Raw genomic sequence first — 21111 nt, forward strand, 5'->3', positions numbered from 1 at the left:
GGCTTCACTCATGATCAACCAGGGTCTCACCCAGCCGCTCAGAGGTTAAAACTCAAGCTAGGGCCTGTCCGGCAAGTTCGTCAGGTGAGAGACGCGGGCCCTCGCCTGTCGCTGTCGCCCGACGAGACTCGCAGGACAGGCGCTAGGCGCGCCGCTCCATCGCGTTCACCAGGCGCGGTACCGAACTGCCGAGGCCCCAGCGCTGCGTGAGCTCGCGCAGCCGCTCGGGGTCGGCGGGCTCGCGCGGCACGTCGTCGGAGCGGTCCAGCACGACGGGGGCGTCGAGCGCGGTGCGGACGACCAGGGGCGCCACCGCCAGGTAGTCCTCGGCCGCGATGAGGGCGTTGCGGGCCTTGGTGCTGAGCTTGCGGTCCATCGGGTCGGTCACGGCCTTGAGCACGGCGTCGAGCGAGCCGAACTCGGTGATGAGCTTCGCCGCGGTCTTCTCGCCGATGCCCGCGACGCCCGGCAGGCCGTCGGAGGGGTCGCCGCGCATGACGGACATGTCGGCGTACGCCGAACCCGCGTTCTCGACGGGCAGGGAGTACTTGGCCGCCAGCTCCTCGGGGCCGAGGACCTCCGCCTTGTTCCAGCCGCGGCCGACGTAGACGACGTGCACGGGCGTGGGCTCGTGGCGCACGACCTGGAACATGTCGCGGTCGCCGGTGACCACCTCGACGGGGGACTTCTTCTCGCGGTGGGCGAGCGCGCCGATCACGTCGTCGGCCTCGTAGCCCGCCGCCTCGCCGGTGCAGATGCCGGCGGCGTCGAGCACGTCGAGGATGATCGGGATCTGCGGCGTCAGCGTGTCCGGGACCTCCTCGGACCCGTCGGTCGCGCTCTCCGCGACCCGGTGCGCCTTGTAGGACGGCAGCGCCTTCACGCGGAACTCGGGGCGCCAGTCGGCGTCGAGGCAGGCGACCAGGCGGGCCGCGCCGCGTTCGGTGATGACGCGGGCGATCGTGTCGACGAACCCGCGCACCGCGTTGACCGGCGTGCCGTCGGGCGCGGTCATCGAGTCCGGCAGCGCGTAGTACGACCGGAAGTAGAGGCTCGCGGAGTCGAGCAGCACCAGGGGAGAGCTCACGAGTGGACAAGCTACTAGGCTTTCGACCATGGCAACGATCACCGGGCCCATCGACGTGTCCGCGCTGCGTGCGCGGCTCGACCGCGCTTCCGCCGCCGCCGAGCGGGCGGGCGTCGACGCCCTCCTCATCTCGCCCGGTTCGGACCTGCGGTACCTGATCGGTGCCGGTGGCGACTCGTTCGAGCGCCTCACCTGCCTCGCGCTGCCCGTGGGCGGCACGCCGACGCTGGTCGTGCCGAAGCTGGAGCAGCCGGGGTACGCGGGGATCCCGACCGACGAGCTGGGCGTCGAGGTCGTCACGTGGGTCGACGGCGAGGACCCGTACGCGCTGGTCAAGGCCGCGCTGAAGGGCGACCGCACCGCCGTCGCGGACATGATGCCCGCCCTGCACACCATCAAGCTCGGCCAGGCGATCGGCGGCGCGCAGTCGCTGGCCGGGCCGATCATCCGCGAGCTGCGCATGCGCAAGGACGCCGCCGAGATCGACGCCCTGCGCAAGGCAGGTGCCGCGATCGACCGCGTGCACGCCCGCATGGGCGAGTTCCTGCGCGTGGGCCGCACCGAGCGCGAGGTGGCGAAGGACATCGCCGAGGCGATCGTCGAGGAAGGCCACACCGTCGCCGACTTCGTGATCGTCGGCTCCGGCCCGAACGGCGCGTCCCCGCACCACCGCGACTCCGACCGCGTGGTGCAGGCGGGGGAGGTCGTCGTCATCGACATCGGCGGCCCGGTCGCCGAGGGCTACAACTCCGACTCGACCCGCACCTACGTGATGGGCGAGCCCACTTACGACGACGTCCGGGACACCTACGCGGTCCTGCAGGCGGCGCAGCAGGCGGCCGTCGAGGCCGTCAAGCCCGGGGTGACGTGCGAGGAGATCGACGCCGTCGCGCGCGAGGTGATCACCGACGCGGGCTTCGGCGAGTACTTCGTCCACCGCACCGGTCACGGCATCGGCCTGGACGTGCACGAGGAGCCCTACATCGTCAGCGGCAACTCCCTGCCGCTCGAGGCCGGCATGGCCTTCAGCGTGGAGCCCGGCATCTACCTGCCCGGCCGCTGGGGCGCGCGCATCGAGGACATCGTGGTGGCCACCCCGGACGGCGTCGAGTCCTTCAACAACCGACCTCACGACCTGGTGGTGCTTTGACCCTCGAGCAGATCGACAGAGCGATACTGAAGGAACTCGCCTCGGACGGCCGGTGCAGCTTCACCGACCTCGCCGAGCGCGTGGGCCTGTCCGTCTCGGCCGTGCACCAACGGGTGAAGCGCCTCGAGCAGCGCGGCATCGTGAAGGGGTACGCGGCCCGCCTGGACGGCGCGGAGATCGGCCTGCCGATGTCCGCGTTCATCTCGCTGTTCCCGATCAACCCGTCCGAACCGGACGACTACCCGAAGCGCCTCGAACACCTCCCGGAGATCGAGGCCTGCTACTCGGTGGCGGGCGACGCCTCCTACGTCCTGCGCGTCCGCGTCTCCTCGCCGGTCGCGCTGGAGGAGCTCCTGCAGAAGATCCGGGAGTCGGCCAACGTGTCGACGCGGACGACGGTCGTGCTGTCCACGCCGTACGAGGACCGGCCGCCCGCGGTCTGACGGAACGAGGTGTGCTGCGGTGGGGACGACCCGCCGCAGCAACGATCTGTCAGCGGACCTGCCCGTCCGCCAGCACCAGCACCCGGTCGGCCACCTCGTGCACGGCGTCGTGGTGCGTGGCGATCAGCACGGCGGCCCCTTCGTCGGCGACCCGCCGCAGCACACCGACGGCGGCCACCGCGCTGACGGCGTCCAGGTGCGCGGTGGGCTCGTCGGCCAGCAACGCGGCGGGCCCGGCCACCACGGCCCGCGCCAGAGCCGCCCGCTGCTGCTGCCCGAACGACACCTCGCCCGGATACCGGCGCCCGAGCCCGGCGATCCCCAGTTCCGCCAGCAACTCCGGCACCCCGGCCACCTCGCGCCCGGCCAGCCGCAACGGCAGGGCGACGTTCTCCTCCAGCGTCAACTCGGACGCCAGCCCGAGCGACTGGGGCAGAACGGCGCAGGCGGACCAGGAGGCCCGCCCCGGCGACACGGACCCGCTGTCCGGGAAGTCGAACCCGCACAACAACGACAGCAACGCGGTCTTCCCGGACCCGGACGGCCCGCTCAGGGTCACCAGCTCTCCGGCGCCCACCGCGAGGTCCACCCCGCGCAGCACGGACACCCCGCCGAACGCCCGGTGCACCCCGGCGGCCCGGATCACGACGCGGCCAGCGGGATGCACAGGTCCGCCAGCGACACGAGCCGCGGATCGTGCGACGCCACCACGGCCGGCACCGGCAGCGACTCCAGTGTCTCCAGCACGAGGTCGGCGGAACGCGCGTCGAGCTGCGAGGTCGGTTCGTCGGCCACCACGACGGAAGCACCGCGCGCCAGCGCGCACGCGAACGCCAGACGCTGCTGCTGCCCGCCCGACAGGGCGCCGATCCGCCAGGCGGCGGACCCACCCAGTCCGAGCCGGTCGAGCAGCGCGAGGTCGGAGGCGCCGGCCGCGCGGAGGTTCTCGCCGACGGTCAGGTGCGCGATCAGGTTGTCGCCCGGGTTCTGGAAGACGACGGCGATCTCCCTGCGCCGCAGCGTGCGCAGCTCCGACCACGACAGCGAGGAGGTCGGCACGTCGCGGACGAACACCTCGCCCAGGGACGGGCGTTCGACCAGCGAGAGCACGCGCAGCAGCGTCGACTTGCCGGAACCGGACGGGCCTGACAGGACGGTGAGGCCGGGTGCGATCGACAGCGACACGTCCTTGACGGCGCGCACGGAACCGTAGGACACCCCTACGCCACAAGCGCGGATCACCTGAGCAGTTCTCCCATCCGCGCGGTCCTGATACCGCGCAACGCGAGCCAGGCCGCCACAACTACCACGAGAGCGCCGCAGATGAGCATCGAACCGAGCAACGGCACCAGGTTCGGCAGCATCGGCGCCGGGTTGAGCCAGGGCGCGGGGTCCAGCCGCGGGACGGCCGCCCCCGCGCTCATGAACGACGCCACCAGGCCGATTCCCATCGCCAGCGAGGCCAGGGCGCCCACTTCCATCAGGTGGCTCGACCACAGCACGGACGGGCGCATGCCCATGCGGGTCGACAGCGCGCCGGAGACGGCGTTCTGGCGGCGGCGGACCTCGACGGCCAGCAGCAGCGCCACCGCGGCGACCACGGCCAGGACGACGCCGATGGCCGCGACGAAGCCGAAGGTCCACTCGACGGTCAGGAACGGCAGGCCGTCGAGGACGCGGGCGCGGTCGGCGACGTTCGTGTAGTGGATGCCCTCCGCCTGCAGCGTGGAGGTCAGGGCGGCCAACGGGAGTGACGACCACAGGTGCCACGAGCCGACCTGTTCCACGGCCGGCACGGACTCGCGGCTCACCACGTATCCGCGGGTGCCGAGCTTGGGGAACGACGGCAGCGACGCCACGGGCCTCAGCAGCGGCAGGCCGGGGACCTGGATCTCCTGGTTCGACGAACGGCCGATGCGCACGGCGGGCGCGATCTCTCCGGTCCGTCGCAGACCGGAGAGCAGCGCACGCACCGAAGGAGCGTCGTCCAGGACGGCCGCGTCGGTGAACGTCGCGGGGTCCACGACCAGCGCGCCCGTGCTCATGCCGACGAGAGTCGTGCTGCCCTGCAACGAGGAGGGCAGCGCGATCCGGCCGAGCGCGACGTCCTGCGACACCTGCACGGTGCTGTTGGCGCCGACGAACACGCCCGACTTCGAGTCCAGCGCCGACTGCTGCGCGCCCGCCACCGCGCTGCCGACGGCGATCGTGCCGACGGCCAGGACGCCCACGAGCAGCACGCCCGTCACGGGACCGGCGGCCGCGGCCAGGCGCCGCAAGGCCAGCTGCGCGGCCGGGACCTGCCACCACTGCACGCGGTGCGACCACCCGAGCGACCAGCGAAGCAGACGGGTCGCGAGCAACGCCGCCGTCAGCACCACCAGCAGCGGGAACGCCAGCGCGGCCACGTCGACGCGCGGCAGCGTTCCGGCCTTCAGCGCGGTGCCCAATCCGTTGTGGGACAGGCGGAACCACGCCAGCACGGCCAGCCCGGCGACGATCAGTTCCCACGGCACCCACGCGAGCCGTCGCGCCCGTGCCCGCTTCTGGAACGTCCGGTGCGCCCGCCAGGACGCCACCAGCACGGTCACCGCCAGGCTCAGCACCACCACGGCCAGCACGAAACCCAGCGCCACCCACAACGTTCCGGAGGCCAGCACGACCCCCGGCGCGTACAACGGCAGCAGCAGCCGCGCGGCCACCAGACCGAGCAGGCCGCCCAGCACCAGCGGCAACCCCAGCTCCAGCACACCGCGGAAGCCCAGCGCCAGCGGACTGGCCCCGCGCACCCACAGCAGCCGCAGCTCCGAGTGCCGCCGTTGCGCCCACTGCACGGTCACGGTGCCCACGCCCGCGAGCCCGACCAGCACGCTGATGATCACCAACGGCAGCAGGGCGGACGAGACGTTGCGCTCCGAGGTCCGCGCCGCCGCGACGGTACCGGACAGCAGGTCCGTCCGCGTCAGCGGCAGCCCGAGCGACGCCAGCCGCGCGTTGCCCCCGTCCCGCAGCGCCTCGGCCTCGGCGAGCGTCGCCGGCGGCTCGGTCGGGAACCGCAGCGACACCGTGGCGCCGGAGGAGAACTCCGGCGGGAGCGCGGAGAGGTCCGACGGCGAGGCCACCCAGATCACCGACGTGCTGGCGCCGTCCCCGCCCAGCGGGTTCGGCACCACGGTCTTCGCCTCGGAACACCACCACCCGGACACGGGCTGCGCGAGGTCGGCGTAGATCGCGGTCACCACCAGCGGCGACCCGGTCAGCCGGTCGCCGACCCGCACCTTCGCGGCCGTCGCGATCGTCTGCGGCACCCACAGGCCCGTGCCGCCGCCTTGAAGCACGCTCAGGTGCGCCGGCGCGTCCGGCCGGTGGCCGAACCGCCCGTAGGTGGCGATGCCGTTGAAATCAGGCCGGCCGATCCGCGTGTAGACCCCGCCGACGTCGCTGCGCGCCGCCATCGAGACGGCCGCGGGCAGAGCGAGCCCGTCGCCGTCCAGCGACGGGTGCACGGAATGGGGGCACATGCGGCTCTGCTGGTAGGCGAGCGCGGCGCTGCCCGCGGCGGAGGAGTGCAGCGCGGCCGCGGCCACGACGAAGCCCAGCAGCAACGTCGTCGCGATGCTCACCAGCAACGTGAGCGGACTCGACAGCGCCGCACCGGGCGCGGCTCTCCACGGCAACTGCACCTGCGCACGCTAACCGGCCGTCCCCGGTTTGGGGAGCTTTCAGGAGGTAACGGAACGCATGACGCCGAACCGCGCTCCGAACGGATCCACGAGGACCGCGATCCGCCCGACCCCGTCCAGGTCGTGGGGTGCGAGGAGCACCGGCGCCGAGGCCGCGGCCTGGTCCACGTCGGTCACCTCGAAGTACGGCAGCCAGAACGCCTGCGCGTCCGCGACGATCGAGCCGAACAGCCTGCCCTGCCCCGTACCCGCCGGTCGCAGGAACTGGCCCGGCGCCCCCTCGACGATCTCGATCTCCCAGGAGAACAGCGAGCGGTAGAACGCCGCCGAGGCGCTGGGCGCGGGGGAGTGGAGCTCGAGCCACGTCAGCGATCCCGGCGCCGACACCACCTCGAGCCCGGCGGGCCCCTGCCACACCCCGAACTCCCCGCCCTGCGGGTCGGTCAGCCGGACCTCGGGCCCGGTGCCGGCGAAGTGGACGGTCCACGAGCCGGACTGCGAGGCCACCTGACCGGCGACCGTCCGGCCGCCGCAGGTGAACACGCCGGTGCCGGGCGTGTCGAGCGGCCGGTACTCCCAGCCGAGCACGCCGCTGTAGAACTCCGCAGCCTTGGCCTCGTCCGAGGTGCCCAGGTCGATCCAGGCCGGCGCTCCCGGCACGTACTCAGTGTTGATCATCAGCCCACCTCCCAGCGCATACCTACCCAGTTCGCCGGCCCGTCAGTCCCCGGCCGCCGCTAGAGCACGAATCCCTCCGGGAACGGGTCGGTCTCGTCCAGGAGGTACTGGCCCATGCCGGTGATCCACGCGCGACCGGCCACAGTGGGCACCACGGCCGTGCGGTCGCCGAGGGGGACCTCCTCCAGCAGGCGGCCGATGAACCTGGTGCCGATGAACGACTCGTTGACGTAGTCCTCGCCGATGCCGAGCTCACCGCGGGCGTGCAGCTGGGCCATCCGGGCGCAGGTGCCCGTGCCGCACGGTGACCGGTCGAACCAGCCGGGGTGGATCGCCATCGCGTTGCGCGAATGAGCGCCGTCCTGGCCGGGGGCGGTGAACTGGACGTGCTTGCACCCGCTGATCGCCGCGTCCACCGGGTGCACCGGGCGGTTGACCGCGTTGATGCCGTCCATGATGGACAGTCCGGCCGCCAGGATCCTGTCCTTCTCGGCCCTGTCGAACGGGATTCCCAGATCGGCGAGCGGCACGATGGCGTAGAAGTTCCCGCCGTACGCCATGTCGTAGCGGACCTCACCGAGTCCGGGCACGGTGACGACGGCGTCGAGTTCGTGCGCGTACGCCGGGACGTTGCGGATCGTCACGAGCTTCGTGCGGGTGTCATAGTCGGCCAGCACCAGCCCGGCGGGGGTGTCGAGCCGCACCGTCGTGACGGGCTCCACCACCTCGACCATGCCGGTCTCGACCAGCACCGTCGCGACGCCGATCGTGCCGTGCCCGCACATCGGCAGCAGGCCGGAGACCTCGATGAAGAGCACGCCCCAGTCCGCGTCCTGCCGGGTCGGCGGCTGGAGGATCGCGCCGCTCATCGCCGCGTGGCCGCGCGGTTCGTTCACCAGGAGCCTGCGGATGTGGTCGTGGTTCTTGATGAAGTTCAGCCGCTTCTCGGCCATGGTCTCGCCGGGGATCACGCCGACGCCGCCCGTGATCACCCGCGTCGGCATGCCCTCGGTGTGCGAGTCGACGGCGCTGAAGTACTTGGCGAACCTCATGAGGTCGCCAGCTTCATGTCCGCGTCGACCTGGGCGAGCTGCTCCGCGCTCAGCGGGCCGCGCGGGGGACGGCAGGGACCGCCGTAGCGGCCGACGTAGTCCATCGAGCGCTTGATGGCCTGCACGAACTCGGTGCGCGAGTCCCAGCGGAACGCCGGCACGAGCTTCTCGTACAACGCGCGAGCTTCGTCCAGCTTGCCTGCCAGCGCGAGGGTGAACAGCTCGACGCTCTCGGCGGGGAACACGTTGGGGTAGCCCGCGAACCAGCCCGTCGCGCCCATCAGCAGGCTCTCCAGCACGACGTCGTCCGCACCCGCCACGACGGTGAGGTGCGGGACGGCCGCGCGGATCTCCAGCACGCGCCGGACGTCGCCGGAGAACTCCTTGACCGCCACCACGTTCTCGATCTGGCCGATCTCGGCGAGCAGGTCCGGCGTGAGGTCGACCTTGGTGTCGATCGGGTTGTTGTAGACCATGATCGGCAGCCCGGCCTTCGCGACCTCGCGGAAGTGGTGCACGACCTCGCCGCGGTTGGCCCGGTACATCGTCGGCGGCAGGCACAGCACACCGTCGGCGCCGTCCTCGGCGGCCAGTTCGGCCCAGTGGCGGGCCTGGTGCGCGCCCACGCCGTGCACGCCGATGACGGCGATCCCCTTGCCCTTGACCGCGGCGATGGCCGTTTGCGCGACCTCGCGGCGTTCCGCGTCGGTCAGCGACGAGTACTCGCCCAGCGAGCCGTTCGGGCCGACGCCGCGGCAGCCGCTGTCGACGACCCAGCGGCAGTGCTCGGCGAACTTCTCCAGGTCGGGACGGAGACCGGCGGGTGCCGACGGGTCTTCGGCGTAGGGCAGTGCGGTGGCGACGATGACGCCGTCGAGCCGTTCGGTCATGACTTCTCCTCCGGGAGGTCGGCCAGTTCGCCAAGGGGGATCGGGATCGCGATCACGCGGCGTTGCCCGTCGAACGGGACGCCGGTCAGTTCGGCGGCGTTGCGGGCGCAGATGCGGCCCTGGCACCGGCCCAGCGCGACGCGGCTGGTGAGCTTCAGCTCGCGCATGCTCGTGGCGTCGCTGAGGTCTTCGAGGCGGACCTTCTCGCACCGGCACACAGTGGTGTCCTGGTGCGGCCACGACTTCCAGCCGGGCTGGACGGCGTGCGCCCTGGCCAGCGCCCCGGCGAACAGACGGCCCCTGCGTACGGCCTCCAGGGCATTCGCGGGCGGTTTGTGCCCGGCCGCGGCGGCTCCGGCGACGACGCCCTCGGCCTCGGCCAGGTCCGCACCGCCGATGCCGGTGACCTCGCCGGCCGCGTAGACGTGCTCGACCGATGTCCGCTGGTGCTCGTCGACGTCGAGGAAGTCGTCGGTGCGACTGGCGCTCGGCAGAAGGTCGGTGCGGGGCAGGAAGCCGTAACCGACGCAGACCAGGTCGGCGTGCTCGGTGCGGTGACTGACCGGGCGCCACTGGCTGTCGAGTTTCGCGACGGTCACCCGGTCGCCGTGCTTGCCGATGACGGCGGTGCGGGTCTCCAGGCGCGGCAGCACCTTCCGGTAACCCGCGAGCTCGCCGATCTTGTGCCGGTTGGCGGCGACCGCCCTGGCCTCGCGCAGCCATCGGGCGGGGGAGGAGGCCTCGTAGACGCCGACGAGCGTGGCGCCGAGGTCCTGCAGCGCGGTGGCGACGGGCAGCAGGAACGGGCCGGTGCCGCTGACGATGACGCGTCCGGCCAGCGTGATCCCCTGCTTGGCGAGCGCCTGCGCGGCGCCCGCGGTGATCACGCCGGGGCCGTCCCAGCCGGGGAAGGGCAGCGGGCGGTCGTAGGCGCCGGTGGCGACGACCAGCGCGTCGAACCGCAGCACGGCGGGACCGCGGAGGTGCAGCACGTCCCCTTCGACCATCCAGGCCTCGGTGTTCTTGAGGTGCGTGACGCCGGGGTGGCTGAACTTGGCCCTGCCGCGCAGGTACTGACCGCCGGCGTCGGGTTCCGAGTCGACCATCACGACCTCGGCGCCCGCGTCGGCGGCGGTCCGGGCGGCGGCCATCCCGGCGGGGCCCGCGCCCACCACGACGACCCTCACGGCGTCGTCCTGATCACGTCGCCGTCGCGCAGCGGGTGGCGGCACGCGCGGACCTCGGGCACGCCGTTGATCTCCGCGACGCAGCCGAAGCACACGCCGATGCCGCAGAAGTACCTGCCCGGCAACAACTCCGCCACGTGCGCGACTTCTCGTTGCAGGCCGTTGAACGTCACCTTCACACCATCACCTCCGGCCGGTCGACCCGGAACGGGTGGGGGTCCACGAGCGGGGTGCCGCCCGTGAGCAGGTCGGCGAGCAGGCGCCCGGTGGCCGGGGCGAGGCCGACGCCCGCGCCCTCGTGGCCGGTGGCGTGCCACAGACCGGGCGTGCGCGGGTCCTCGCCGATGATCGGCAGGTGGTCCGGGGCATACGGGCGGAACCCGCCGTACGCGCGCATGACCGGCACGCTCGCCAGCATCGGGAACATCGCGATCGCTCGCAGCGCCAGCGCTTTGAGCACCTTGCTCTCGATCGTCTCGTCGAAGCCCTTGCGCTGGCGGCTCGATCCGATCAGGACCGTGCCTGCCTGCGTCGACTCGACCACGCCGGAGGTCTGCAGGTCGGCGTCGCCGCTCGCGACCGCGCCGACGTAGTCCGCGTCGTAGACCTTGTGCCGGATCGTGCCGGGGATCGGGGTGGTCACGAGCACCACGCCGCGGCGGGGGAGCACGTTCACGCCGAAGGTCCGCGCCCACGGCCCGGTGGCGTTGACGACCGCGCCGCAGCTGATCACGCCGTCGGTGGTGGTCACGCTCCTGCCGTCCGCCGTGGACACCTCGGCGCGGCGGACCTCGATGCCGCGCAACAGGGTCCGGGTGGCCTTGACCGGGTTGAGCTGGGCGTCCTGCAGGTAGTGGACGGCGGCGGTGATCTCCGGGTTGAGGTGCGGCTCGTGGGCCAGCGCGTCCGCCGCGCTGATCTCGCAGGCGTCGACACCGGCGGTGCGCTGGGCGGCCGCGAAGGCCTGCAGCGGGACGACGGCACCGGGAGCGGTGGCGACGACCAGTCCGCCCTTCTCCTCCCATTCGGCGTCTTCTGCCAGCTCCGGCCACAGGGCGCGACTCGCCAGGGCGAGGTCGAGCTCCGGGCCGGGTTCCTTGTCGCTGACGAGGACGTTGCCCTCACCGGCCGCGCTGGTGCCCGACGCCGGTCCGCGGCGGTCGACGACGACCACACCGAGGCCGCGCGCCCGCAGGGCCTGGGCGCACGCGGCCCCGATGATGCCCGCGCCCATGACCACGACGTCCGGGTTCATCGCCACCTCCGTTCAATAGAATGAACGTTAGTGCTTCGGGTACTCCAGCACCAGTACCGAGCTGACCTCGCCGCCGACGGTCTCGTAGAGGTGGGGCGTCGAGCCGGGGAAGCAGACGTAGTCGCCCGGTCCGAGCACGTAGGGCTCGTCCACCGGACCCACGCGCAGCTCGCCGCTCGTGACCAGCACGTGCTCCCTGCCGGGATGACCTTCGCTGGTCTGGACCCCTCCCGGCCGCACGCGCTGGTCGTAGATCTCCAGCACGGTGTCGCCGATGTCCATCCGGCGCATCAGCCGCAGGTCGACGGCGGCGCTGCTGAGCACCTCGACGTCGCGGGCCCGCACCAGCACGACGTCCGGGGGCGTCCGCTCGGTCACCAGTTCCGACACGGGCACGTCCAAAGCGTTCGACAAACTGAACACGGTCTCGATCGTCGGGTTGCCCGTGCCGCTCTCCAGCTGCGACAGCGTGCCCTTGGCGATGGACGACCGCCGCGCGAGCTCCGACAGCGACAGCCCGCGCCGCTCCCGGAACGCCCTGATGTTGGCGCCAAGCACCTGACCCGCACTCATAACCACTGATCGTTGCATAGGCTTGCGCCCATGACTGCGTACACGGAGGCGGAGGGGCAGACCCTCCGCACAGCCGTTTTCGGTGCCATGGTGCTGGTGTCCACTGCGGACCCCGGCTCGGTCGACGAGGAGAGCCACGCCGGCATCAGGGCCATCACCCTGCTCACGGACGACCTGCGCGCCATCATCTCCTCCGCCCCGCCCTCGCTGCCGAAGGGCTCGACGTCCGATGTGGAGTCGGGAGTCCTCACGGCGCTGCGCGACTCGGTGGCGATCATCAACGCCCACGAACCGCGCGACGTCGCGATCTTCCGCGCCGCCGTGACGGAGATGTGCCGCTCGGTCGCCGGTGCGGACGGCGAGGTGGCCGTGGCGGAACGGGCGATGGTCACCAAGGTCGTCGAGGCCCTCGGCTGACGGGACGCCACCGCCCCAGGCCCTGTCCTGCGGGTCTCGTCCGCGACAGTCGCGGCCGAGGGCCACGGAGGCGGCACCGCCGCAACGCCCGAACACGCCCGGTATGAGGGCGCCGCAGCGGCACCACCTCCGTGACTCTCGACCGCGACTCCCATCGAACGGACCTGCAGGACAGGGCCTGGTCAGGTCGCGCTCGGCCGCGACGCGAGCCAGGCGGTGTGCTCCTTGCCGATCACGGCCTCGGTCTCGGCGACCACGACGGCCCAGTCGCTCTCGCGCACGTGGGGGAGCCGCTGGTGGACGTCCGCGAGCTCCCCGGCCGCCGCCGCGTAGGTGACCCTGAGGTTCTCGTACTGCCGCAACCCGATCCAGGCCGCGCCACCGGCGACGGCCGCGGCCATCACCCCGGACAGGTCGACGTCCCAGACGCCGTTGATCCGCAGCGTGGCGAAGACGATCGCGACGAGCTCCCCGACGATCATCAGGACGCGGAAGACGGTCGCCCGCGTTTCGTTCATCGCCGCCCTCTCCCGATACCACCGCAGCTGCGGCCGCACGCGCGTCTCGCGGTACGCGTTCCTCCGCTCGGTGAACGGCTTGGCGCGCAACTCCGCCATCACCCGCTCGCCCGGCTCGTTCGCGCTCGTGAGCATCACCTCCCTGCGATGCTCCTTCACCGCGTCGGCGATGGCGAGGTCCAGGTCCGCGCGCGGGTCCTGCGAGGCGCCGTGGAACGGATCGCCCGCCACGGCGTAGCGCCACGCCAGCGACTTGACCCGTTCCGCGACCGTGCGGCCCGCGTTCCACTTCAGCTCCGGGTGCATCACCCACAGCAGGAGCTCGCCGAACAACGCGGTGAGGAACCCGGCCAGCGCCACCCACGCCCAGACGTCGACGCCGCCGCCGACCTGCCACTTGAACGCACCGCCCAGTGCCGCGACCACCGCGCCGATCAGTCGGACGCGGCTGAACAGCAGCGTGAGGCGCTGTCCGCGCCGGGAGACGGCCTCCGCGTCGTGGTAGAAGCCGGGCAGGTGCGTGTCGTCCATCCGCTGTGACTACCACGGTGGTGATCTTGTGGCGAGTGTCCGCGCTAGCCTCGACCCATGGGGGAAGACGCGCTGGAGGAGTTGCACTGGGCGGCGGAGTTCAAGTCGCCGCGGGAAGTCGCCTCGCTGATCGCCGAGGTGGACGACGTCGACGCGATGGACGAGGAGCGCACGGCGTTGTGGCGCGCCGTGCACGCGGGCCGTCACGAGAACGTTCAGGTCCTGCTCGCCGCGGGCGCGGATCCGGCGCGCCCGATGATGTTCGGCTGGTCACCGGCCAGGCTGAGCCTCGTCACCGGCCACCCGCTGCCGACGACGGAGGTGCTCACGTCCGAGGAACGCGCCGCCGTCGAGGAACGCGACCGGCTCGTGGCAGCACTCGGCGGAATACCCCGCGACGACGGCTACAGCCTGGCCTGCGTCGCCGGCGTGGACGCGGAGACGGCCGCGCGGAGGCTGGAGGCCGAACCCGTCGAGGTGACCGAGCAGGTGTGGACCTGGGACGCGGACCTCGCCGTGGTCGGCGTGACGACCGTGCCCGGCGGCTGCGTGGTGATGCAGCCCAAGGGCTACACGGCGGTGCGGGTGGGCGGACGACTGTCGGCGGGCACCGTCGCGTTCGGCATGTACGCCAATCCCAAGGGCGGCAACCACGGGGAGATCTGGCGCGACGGCGACTGCGAGGCGTCGGACCTGAACACCGGCGGGGGCGTCGACCTGGAGGACAACGCGGCGGACGTCCTGCTGGCGCACCTCCACCAGGACGAACCGGTGGCGTACTGCCTCGCGTTCGCGGGGTTGCGGCCGACGGACGCACGTGCGTTCACCGCACCCGACCTGTGGCTGCGCCTTCCCGGCCACGTCGTGAACGGCTGAGCGGTTCCCTGCCCCGACGCGGTGCCGCTCTCAGCGACCGGCGCGCATGATGGGGTGATGCTGGAGGCACTGCGGCGGCAGCTGAGCGAGGGACTCTTCGAGAAGGTCGCGGGTCCGGAGCGGGAGAGACACGCCCGCCGGATCCACGACTCGCCCGGCCCTCGCCTGTTCGCCGACGACAGGCCGATCCGGCACGTCCACGCTGATCACGCCATGTTCATCGGCGGGCTGCGGGCGTTGCTGCTGCAGTCGCTGCACCCGCTGGCGATGGCGGCGGTCGCGCAGCACTCCGACTACCTGACCGATCCGTGGGGCCGGTTGCAGCGCACGAGCCTGTTCGTCGGCACGACGACGTACGGGACCGCCGAGGACGCGCTCAAGACCGTGGAACGGCTCGGGCGGGTTCACGCGCACATCCACGGCACCGCGCCGGACGGGCGGCAGTACCGGGCCGACGACCCGCACCTGCTGGCGTGGGTGCACGTGGCCGAGGTCGACAGCTTCCTGCGGTGCCACCAGCGTTACGGCGAGGAGCCGCTCGACGACTACGACGGGTACGTCGCGGACATGGCCGTCATCGCCGACGCCATGGGCATTCCGGACCCGCCGCGCACGACGGCCGAGCTCGAAGCGAAGCTGCAGTCCTACCGGCCCGAGCTGAAGGGCACGGCCGAGGCGCGGGAAGCGGCGCGGTTCCTGCTGGTCAAGGCGCCGCTGCCGGTGCTGGCGCGGGGGCCGTACGCGGTGTTGAGCGCCACGGCCGTCGGGACGTTGCCCGTGTGGGCGCGCGTACCGCTCCGGTTGCCGTACCTGCCGATCGCGGAGGCGACGGGCGTGCGGTTCGCGGGTCACGCGTTGATGCGCGGCCTTCGGTGGGTCACGAACTGAGGAAGTCCACGACCAGAGGCGACGCTTCGGAGCGGAACTCCTCGAAGTAGCCGTGTCGTGCGCCTTCGACGAGGTGCATGCGCGCGCCGGGGATGCGTTCGGTGATCAGGGGAGCGTTGGCCGTGGGGTTGAAGATGTCCTCGGTTCCGTGCACCACGAGGGTCGGCGCGGTGATGGACGGCAGCGCGTCCCACGCGTCGTGCTCGGCGCTCGCGAAGAGGTGGCGCTTGCGCGCGTAGGGCGGCATCTGCGGGTCGCCGAGTGTGTTGTACGGGCCGCGGTAGGCCGGTGTGTACATCAGTTCTTCCAACGCCCTGCGCGCCTTCATCGGTTCGACCTGCGCGAGCGACTTGCGGACTTCCTTGCTTCGTTCGATCGAGTGCTGTCCGCCGGGGGACGTGCAGCCGAGCACCAGCCGGTCGACGTGGTCGCCGTGCTCGGCTGCGATCCACTGCGCGATGCGGCCGCCCATCGACGTGCCGTAGACGTGGGCCTTCCCGACACCGGCGTCGGCCAGGACCGCGACGGAGTCCGACGCGAACATCCGCGTGCTGTACGGGGCGTCCGGCTTGTCGCTGGAACCGGTTCCGCGGTGGTCGGTGACGATCGTCGTGAAGTGCGCGGAGAAGTCCTCGCGGACCTGTGACCACCAGCGGGACGAGTTCGACTGACCCGCGATGAGCAGCAGCGGCGGTCCCGAGCCCTCGACCGAGTAGAAGAGCCTGGTTCCGTCGGTGGCACGAGCGTGGGGCACGGGCGTGAGTCTAGAACCTTGACTTCACGATAGATGGTCTAGTCCAATTCGGGGTGACCCCCTGCCGGCCGCCAACGCGTGAGGGATGGAACCCATGCTGTTGTTCGCTCGAATATCCGCGGTGGCCGCACTGGTGCTCGGCACCGTGATCGTGAGCCTCGCCCCCGCCAGTGCCGCCGGAGTCACGGCGACGTTCTCCAAGCAGGCCTGGAGCACCGGCTACACCGCGACGGTGACGATCAAGAACGAGACCAGCGCGGCGATCAGCTCCTGGAAGGTCGAGTTCGACTACCCGGCCTCGACCACCGTCGGTGCCTACTGGGACTCGCTGCTCACCAAGAGCGGCAACCACAACACCTTCGTCAACCGGGAGTACAACGGCTCGGTCGCGCCCGGCGCCAGCGTGTCGTTCGGCTTCAACGCCGCCGGCACCGCCGACCCGTCGAACTGCACGATCAACGGCGGCGCGTGCACCGGTGGTACGGGTCCGACGACGTCTTCGACCACTTCGACCACCACCACTACGACGACCACCACCACCACCACCACGACCGGTCAGCCGCCCACGGGCCAGTTGCCGCGCAAGGTGCTCGTCGGCTACCTGCACGCGAGCTTCGCCAACGGCTCCGGCTACATCCGCATGAAGGACGTGCCGGACGAGTGGGACGTCATCAACCTCTCGTTCGCCGAGCCGACCAGTGCCACGAGCGGTGACCTGCGGTTCGCCCAGTGCCCGGTCGCGGAGTGCCCGAACGTCGAGTCCGAGGCCGAGTTCATCGCCGGCATCCGGGCCCAGCAGGCCAAGGGCAAGAAGGTCAACATCTCCATCGGCGGCCAGAACGGCCAGGTCCGGCTGGAGACCACGGCCGCGCGCGACGCGTTCGTGCGGTCGGTCGGCGCCATCATCGACAAGTACGGCCTGAACGGGCTCGACGTCGACTTCGAGGGCCACTCGCTGTCGCTGAACGCCGGTGACGTCGACTTCAAGAACCCGACCACGCCCGTGGTCGTGAACCTGATCTCGGCGCTGCGCTCGCTGAAGGCGCGCTACGGAGCCAACTTCGTGCTCACCATGGCGCCGGAGACGTTCTTCGTGCAGGTCGGTTACCAGTTCTACGGTGGCGCGGGCGGCGGCGACTCGCGCACCGGCGCGTACCTGCCGGTGATCGAGGCCATGCGCAACGACCTGACGTTGCTGCACGTGCAGGACTACAACTCCGGACCCGTGATGGGGCTGGACAACCAGTACCACAACATGGGCGGCGCGGACTTCCACGTGGCCATGACCGACATGCTGCTCGCCGGGTTCCCGGTGCGCGGTGACGCGTCGAAGTTCTTCGCACCGTTGAAGCAGGAACAGGTCGCGTTCGGTCTGCCCGCCGCGATGTATGCGGGCAACGGCTTCACGTCGGTGGCGGACGTCCAGATCGCTTTGGACTGCCTGACCAAGGGCACGCGGTGCGGCAGCTACAAGCCCCGCGGCGTGTACCCGAACCTGCGCGGGCTCATGACGTGGTCGATCAACTGGGACAAGTTCAACAACTACGAGTTCTCCAAGGCCCACCGGGCCTATCTGCCCCGATAGGTGGTGTGGGGCGGCACTTCGGTGCCGCCCCGCGCCTCACGCCAGTGTGGACCAGAACTGCAGTTCGTAGGCCTGCAGCAGACGGCCGTAGCGCCACGCGTGCTTCGGCTGCCAGCCCGCGTCGAGCGAGGCCTGGATCGCGGCTACCGCGCGCTCCTCGAGTTGGGGTGCTGGTGTGGCGAAGAAGTCGACGAACGCGCACGCCTCGTCGTCGAACCCGTAGTGCTCGCGCAGCCCCTTGGCCATCCGCGCGCAGTAACCGCCCCACGCGGTGAAGTTCGCCAGGATCGCGAGGATCACGTCCGCCGGCTCACCGTTGAGCGCCATCCACGCCTGGAACGCGGGATAGGCCTGGCATCCCGGGAACGGCTCGTAGCGCTCGAACTTGTCGGCGGACATGCCCGCGGCCTCCGCCAGCGGCCGCAACATCGGGTGGACGAGCTCCTCGCCGCCCGCGAGCAGCGTGAAGAACGCCCGCGCGTTCGGCTCCTCCGCCTTCGCCGCCAGCGCCAGGAATGTTCGCCAGTCCGACGACACGATGTGGTTCTCTTCAGCGGCGAACGTCTGGATCACGGCGCGCGGAGCTTCCCCCGTTTCGATGAGCTTCACCACGAGGTTGTCGTGGTCACCGGGGTGCAGTTCGGTCCGGATGCGCGTGACCAGCTCTTTTGCGTTCATGGGCTGGATTGTTTCGCACTCGGGAAATCGTTCGCCAGATCTGCGGGCGATCAGGGAGCATCTTCGCTCGTGGCTGAACACACCTACCGGGTACTCGTCCGCGGACGCTTCGCGGACCTCACCGCTGACCAGCGTGCTTCGTTGCAGGAGCGGTTGAAGGGGTTCGACTTCCTGCGTGATGCGGGGTTCAGCGACGAGGGTGCGCTGACTTATGACGAGAAGCTGGATTTTTTCAGTTATCGGGTCGTGTTGACGGCTGCGGAGAAGCCGGATGAGGCTGGGTTGCGGCGTGCGTCTGCTGCGCTTGATGCTTTGGGGGTTGACTTTCAGGGGTTGAAGGCGAAGGTCACCGACATGGATGAGATGAAGATCAACCGGCCTAAGCGGTTGGGCTGACGCCGGGGTCGGGTTGCGTGGGGTTTCGCCGGTTTGGCGGGGGTGGACCGCTGCCCAGCGGGCAGAAGTTCGGACGGCTCGCTGCGCATCGCCACGCCAGGTTTCGTCCGAGGTTGCCTTTGCGTTGTCGGCTGACCGGTTGGCACCGCGTGGGTGCGGCTGCGTTGGCTGGTTGCTGTTCCAGCGGGGTGGTCGCCTTGCGTGCGTTCGTCGCCTTTCGGGGGTGGACGCCTTGTGGCGCAAGAAGAATCCCCGTGCCCTGTCCATGCGGACCGGGCACGGGGACGCTCGTTCAGAATCCGTGCGGGTGCGTCATCACGGGTAGTTGGCCAGATAGGCCTCGGTCGATCCGGCGGTGGCCGTGCCGCCCGAGTTGTTGATGATCCGCTGGATGGTTCCCTTACCGCCGAGGGAAACGGTCACCATGCTGTGGAACTTCACGCCGGGGGTGTTCGGCACCTCGAAGGCGCGGTCGGCGACCACGGACGGGTTCGCGTTCATGAAGGCGTAGCTGCCCAGGCCCCACGCCTCATGGGTCGTGACGTTGTTGGAGACCTTGTAGGCCGCGTAGCCGCGGGTTGAGCCGTTCATCCAGGCTGCCTGGTTGGGCACCTCGTAGGGCATTTCGTTCTGGTAGAAGTACGTTCGGCCGCCTTGGCCGTTCCAGATGGTCTGGTACTTCTGGTAGTGCTCCACGAAAAGGCCGTACATCGTCACGTTGTTGCCGTTGACGATCAGGCCCGTGTCGGCCGTGTTGAGGTCCCAGCCGACGCCGATGGAGTGGTCGCCTCGCCAGAGCCAGAGGTGGTCGCCGATCACGTTGTGGCTGTTGACCACCAACGAGGTGGTGGCCCTGCCCACGGCCGAGCCGCCGATGCGGGCGTACACGTCGTGCAGCGAGGTCGGGTTGGCCGAGTGGTTGGCGTTGCTGCCCGGCGCGCCGATCTGGGCCAGGAGCGGGGAGTTGGTCGGGGCGGCGTCGATGAGCAGGCCGGCGATCTTCACACCGTCCACATCGGCCACGTCGAGTGCCATGTTGCCGTTGGTGGGCATGACGGTCGCGAGGCCCAGGCCCATCACGACGGTGTCGGGGCGGGTGACGCGGATGGGCTCCGAGACCTGGTGGATTCCCGGGGTGAGGAGCAGGTTCTTGCCGGCTGCGAGCTGCGCGTTCATCGTGGCGGCCGGGGTGCCCGGCTTCGCGATGTAGAACTGCGACAGGGGGATGTTCGTGCCCTGCTGGTTGCCGGAGGCCCAGGTGGTGCCGCTGGTGTTGGAGCGCAGGGCGGGGACGAACACGTTGTAGTTGCCGCTGCCGTCGACGTTCAGGAACGGCTTCTCGCGGATGACCGGGGTCTGCGCGACGGTGGTGTACGGCGGTTCGGGGAACGAGGTCTGCGGTGCGTTGCGGGCGCCGACGAACACCATGTTCCAGTTCTCGCCGGTCCACGAGCCCCACTCGGTGTTGCGCGACAGCCACTGCTGCTGCGAACCGGAGCGGACCTGGCCCGTCACCACGGAGTCCGCGAGGAAACCGCCGCTGGACCAGCCGTTGTCGTCGAGCTGCATGTTGCCGTAGGTCTTGGTGCGGCGCATGGCGGACGCCTGGGAGACGGCCCACGTGTTGGTGCCCGACGGGGGACGGATCGCGAGGTTCTCCGCGCCGCGCCAGAAGTTGTGCGTCGCGTTGCCCTGGAACCAGTCGGCCTCGACGTGCACCTGGCCGTTGATCGTCACGCCGTCGGGCAGCAGGCCGAGGCCGAGGACCTGGGTGAAGAAGCCGATGTTGACGTCGACGTTGTAGTTGCCGGGCTTGAACATGATCGCGTACCGGCGCGCGTCGTACTGGCCCTGTTCCTGCTGGCGGAAGACGTCGTTGAGCCGCGCCTGGATGGTGGCGGCGGGCATCGACGGGTCGAAGACGAGCACGTTCGGGCCGAAGTCCGGCTGGCCCGGCTGCTGCGTGCCGCCGGTGAGGCGGAAGAGCTGCGCGTTGGTCCCGTTGCAGGTGTACTGGACCAGCTGCACGTCTCCCGTGGACGCGCCGGGCACGTCGAGGCACTTCGCGCTGTTGCGGTTCACGAACCGGTAGGTGTCCGTGCCGACCTGTTCAGCGCGCCATTGCTGGTTGTTCGCGGTGAACGACTGCCACATGTGGACGGCCGCGTTGTCCGCGGTGGAGACGTTCGAGACGTCCCAGACCTGGCCCTCGCCGACGGTGAAGTAGCCGTCGCTCGTGGGCGTGAACTTCCAGGTCTGTCCCGAGCATCCTTGTTGGCGGAGCTGTGCGCCGTTGGCCGTTCCCAGCGACTCCACGCACTTTCCGCTGCCGACGTTCGTCACTTGATAAGCGGTTCCGGGCACCACGTCGGCCTGCGCCGCGACCGTCCACACAGGAACGATCGCCGCTGCTGCCAACGCTGCCACCAGCAGGGGGGTTCTCACAGTCACAGGGTGGGGTGGTTTGTTG

At 70.7% G+C, this 21111-nt stretch carries 22 protein-coding genes; 7 read left to right on the forward strand and 15 right to left on the reverse strand.

The window, feature by feature from the left end:
- Window positions 1–142: 142 nt before the first annotated feature.
- Complete coding sequence (locus IE307_RS36615) at window positions 143–1087, reverse strand: 5'-3' exonuclease (RefSeq protein ID WP_191304043.1); 945 nt, start codon at window positions 1085–1087, stop codon at window positions 143–145.
- A 28-nt stretch (window positions 1088–1115) separates the two neighbouring features.
- Between IE307_RS36615 and IE307_RS36620 the strand changes: the two genes are divergently transcribed.
- Window positions 1116–2237 (forward strand): M24 family metallopeptidase, encoded by a 1122-nt coding sequence (locus IE307_RS36620; RefSeq protein WP_191304044.1) that lies wholly within the window; start codon window positions 1116–1118, stop codon window positions 2235–2237.
- Complete coding sequence (locus tag IE307_RS36625) at window positions 2234–2680, forward strand: Lrp/AsnC family transcriptional regulator (protein WP_089911942.1); 447 nt, start codon at window positions 2234–2236, stop codon at window positions 2678–2680. The genes IE307_RS36620 and IE307_RS36625 overlap by 4 nt, the downstream gene beginning before the upstream one ends.
- A gap of 49 nt (window positions 2681–2729) precedes the next feature.
- Here IE307_RS36625 and IE307_RS36630 read toward each other — a convergent pair whose 3' ends face one another.
- From IE307_RS36630 to IE307_RS36675, 10 genes are read right to left on the reverse strand one after another with little or no spacing between them, the layout of a single operon-like run.
- A complete protein-coding gene (locus IE307_RS36630) occupies window positions 2730–3347 on the reverse strand; it encodes an ATP-binding cassette domain-containing protein (protein ID WP_229905442.1) in 618 nt (205 codons plus the stop codon).
- The gene (locus IE307_RS36635; RefSeq protein ID WP_229905443.1) at window positions 3323–3883 is read right to left on the reverse strand and encodes an ABC transporter ATP-binding protein; all 561 of its coding nucleotides are present in this window, start codon (window positions 3881–3883) and stop codon (window positions 3323–3325) included. Before IE307_RS36635 ends, IE307_RS36630 begins: the two co-directional genes overlap by 25 nt.
- 35 nt (window positions 3884–3918) lie before the next feature.
- On the reverse strand, window positions 3919–6363 hold the full coding sequence (locus IE307_RS36640; RefSeq protein WP_191304046.1) for an ABC transporter permease: 2445 nt from the start codon (window positions 6361–6363) through the stop codon (window positions 3919–3921).
- 39 nt (window positions 6364–6402) lie between these two features.
- Complete coding sequence (locus tag IE307_RS36645) at window positions 6403–7041, reverse strand: VOC family protein (protein ID WP_191304047.1); 639 nt, start codon at window positions 7039–7041, stop codon at window positions 6403–6405.
- 59 nt (window positions 7042–7100) lie between these two features.
- A complete protein-coding gene (locus IE307_RS36650; protein WP_191304048.1) occupies window positions 7101–8093 on the reverse strand; it encodes a proline racemase family protein in 993 nt (330 codons plus the stop codon).
- A complete protein-coding gene (locus IE307_RS36655; protein ID WP_191304049.1) occupies window positions 8090–8983 on the reverse strand; it encodes a dihydrodipicolinate synthase family protein in 894 nt (297 codons plus the stop codon). Before IE307_RS36655 ends, IE307_RS36650 begins: the two co-directional genes overlap by 4 nt.
- The gene (locus IE307_RS36660) at window positions 8980–10170 is read right to left on the reverse strand and encodes an NAD(P)/FAD-dependent oxidoreductase (protein ID WP_191304050.1); all 1191 of its coding nucleotides are present in this window, start codon (window positions 10168–10170) and stop codon (window positions 8980–8982) included. Before IE307_RS36660 ends, IE307_RS36655 begins: the two co-directional genes overlap by 4 nt.
- Window positions 10167–10349 (reverse strand): 2Fe-2S iron-sulfur cluster-binding protein, encoded by a 183-nt coding sequence (locus IE307_RS47530; protein WP_191304051.1) that lies wholly within the window; start codon window positions 10347–10349, stop codon window positions 10167–10169. The genes IE307_RS36660 and IE307_RS47530 overlap by 4 nt, the downstream gene beginning before the upstream one ends.
- Window positions 10346–11425 carry an NAD(P)/FAD-dependent oxidoreductase gene (locus IE307_RS36670; protein ID WP_191304052.1) on the reverse strand — a complete coding sequence of 360 codons (1080 nt, stop codon included), beginning with the start codon at window positions 11423–11425 and terminating at the stop codon, window positions 10346–10348. The genes IE307_RS47530 and IE307_RS36670 overlap by 4 nt, the downstream gene beginning before the upstream one ends.
- A gap of 27 nt (window positions 11426–11452) precedes the next feature.
- The gene (locus IE307_RS36675; RefSeq protein WP_191304053.1) at window positions 11453–11998 is read right to left on the reverse strand and encodes a helix-turn-helix domain-containing protein; all 546 of its coding nucleotides are present in this window, start codon (window positions 11996–11998) and stop codon (window positions 11453–11455) included.
- A 30-nt stretch (window positions 11999–12028) separates the two neighbouring features.
- Here IE307_RS36675 and IE307_RS36680 point away from each other — a divergent pair, with 30 nt between their 5' ends.
- Window positions 12029–12415, forward strand: coding sequence for a hypothetical protein (locus IE307_RS36680; protein WP_191304054.1), 387 nt, complete (start codon window positions 12029–12031; stop codon window positions 12413–12415).
- Between the two features lie 182 nt (window positions 12416–12597).
- Here the strand turns inward: IE307_RS36680 and IE307_RS36685 are convergent, their stop codons facing one another.
- On the reverse strand, window positions 12598–13464 hold the full coding sequence (locus IE307_RS36685; protein ID WP_191304055.1) for a DUF4231 domain-containing protein: 867 nt from the start codon (window positions 13462–13464) through the stop codon (window positions 12598–12600).
- 57 nt (window positions 13465–13521) lie between these two features.
- On the opposite strand from IE307_RS36685, the gene IE307_RS36690 reads away from it, so the two are divergent.
- Together IE307_RS36690 and IE307_RS36695 are read left to right on the forward strand one after the other, a co-directional pair.
- Window positions 13522–14340, forward strand: a complete 819-nt coding sequence (locus tag IE307_RS36690) for an ankyrin repeat domain-containing protein (RefSeq protein WP_229905444.1) — start codon at window positions 13522–13524, stop codon at window positions 14338–14340.
- Window positions 14341–14397: 57 nt separating this feature from the next.
- Window positions 14398–15228 (forward strand): oxygenase MpaB family protein, encoded by an 831-nt coding sequence (locus tag IE307_RS36695; protein ID WP_191304056.1) that lies wholly within the window; start codon window positions 14398–14400, stop codon window positions 15226–15228.
- Here the strand turns inward: IE307_RS36695 and IE307_RS36700 are convergent.
- Window positions 15218–15982: an alpha/beta fold hydrolase gene (locus IE307_RS36700; protein ID WP_191304057.1), complete on the reverse strand. Its 765-nt coding sequence runs from the start codon at window positions 15980–15982 to the stop codon at window positions 15218–15220. The genes IE307_RS36695 and IE307_RS36700 overlap by 11 nt on opposite strands.
- Window positions 15983–16076: 94 nt before the next feature.
- Here IE307_RS36700 and IE307_RS36705 point away from each other — a divergent pair, with 94 nt between their 5' ends.
- Complete coding sequence (locus IE307_RS36705) at window positions 16077–17567, forward strand: chitinase (RefSeq protein WP_191304058.1); 1491 nt, start codon at window positions 16077–16079, stop codon at window positions 17565–17567.
- A 36-nt stretch (window positions 17568–17603) separates the two neighbouring features.
- Here the strand turns inward: IE307_RS36705 and IE307_RS36710 are convergent, their stop codons facing one another.
- On the reverse strand, window positions 17604–18245 hold the full coding sequence (locus tag IE307_RS36710; protein ID WP_191304059.1) for a thiaminase II/PqqC family protein: 642 nt from the start codon (window positions 18243–18245) through the stop codon (window positions 17604–17606).
- A 69-nt stretch (window positions 18246–18314) separates the two neighbouring features.
- On the opposite strand from IE307_RS36710, the gene IE307_RS36715 reads away from it, so the two are divergent.
- Window positions 18315–18641: a DUF6204 family protein gene (locus IE307_RS36715; RefSeq protein WP_191304060.1), complete on the forward strand. Its 327-nt coding sequence runs from the start codon at window positions 18315–18317 to the stop codon at window positions 18639–18641.
- 315 nt (window positions 18642–18956) lie between these two features.
- On the opposite strand, the gene IE307_RS36720 is transcribed toward IE307_RS36715, so the two are convergent.
- Complete coding sequence (locus tag IE307_RS36720) at window positions 18957–21086, reverse strand: RICIN domain-containing protein (protein ID WP_229905446.1); 2130 nt, start codon at window positions 21084–21086, stop codon at window positions 18957–18959.
- Window positions 21087–21111: the final 25 nt, after the last annotated feature.

Origin of the sequence: Lentzea cavernae (assembly GCF_014653695.1) — a bacterium.
Lineage (GTDB): Bacteria > Actinomycetota > Actinomycetes > Mycobacteriales > Pseudonocardiaceae > Lentzea > Lentzea cavernae.

Bases quoted from the DNA above. Each gene is read 5' to 3' on its own strand.
- IE307_RS36620 (WP_191304044.1), top strand. From the start codon at position 1,116: ATGGCAACGATCACCGGGCCCATCGACGTGTCCGCGCTGCGTGCGCGG.
- IE307_RS36645 (WP_191304047.1), bottom strand. From the start codon at position 7,041: ATGATCAACACTGAGTACGTGCCGGGAGCGCCGGCCTGGATCGACCTG.
- IE307_RS36650 (WP_191304048.1), bottom strand. From the start codon at position 8,093: ATGAGGTTCGCCAAGTACTTCAGCGCCGTCGACTCGCACACCGAGGGC.
- IE307_RS36655 (WP_191304049.1), bottom strand. From the start codon at position 8,983: ATGACCGAACGGCTCGACGGCGTCATCGTCGCCACCGCACTGCCCTAC.
- IE307_RS36670 (WP_191304052.1), bottom strand. From the start codon at position 11,425: ATGAACCCGGACGTCGTGGTCATGGGCGCGGGCATCATCGGGGCCGCG.
- IE307_RS36675 (WP_191304053.1), bottom strand. From the start codon at position 11,998: ATGAGTGCGGGTCAGGTGCTTGGCGCCAACATCAGGGCGTTCCGGGAG.
- IE307_RS36680 (WP_191304054.1), top strand. From the start codon at position 12,029: ATGACTGCGTACACGGAGGCGGAGGGGCAGACCCTCCGCACAGCCGTT.
- IE307_RS36685 (WP_191304055.1), bottom strand. From the start codon at position 13,464: ATGGACGACACGCACCTGCCCGGCTTCTACCACGACGCGGAGGCCGTC.
- IE307_RS36690 (WP_229905444.1), top strand. From the start codon at position 13,522: ATGGGGGAAGACGCGCTGGAGGAGTTGCACTGGGCGGCGGAGTTCAAG.
- IE307_RS36695 (WP_191304056.1), top strand. From the start codon at position 14,398: ATGCTGGAGGCACTGCGGCGGCAGCTGAGCGAGGGACTCTTCGAGAAG.
- IE307_RS36705 (WP_191304058.1), top strand. From the start codon at position 16,077: ATGCTGTTGTTCGCTCGAATATCCGCGGTGGCCGCACTGGTGCTCGGC.
- IE307_RS36710 (WP_191304059.1), bottom strand. From the start codon at position 18,245: ATGAACGCAAAAGAGCTGGTCACGCGCATCCGGACCGAACTGCACCCC.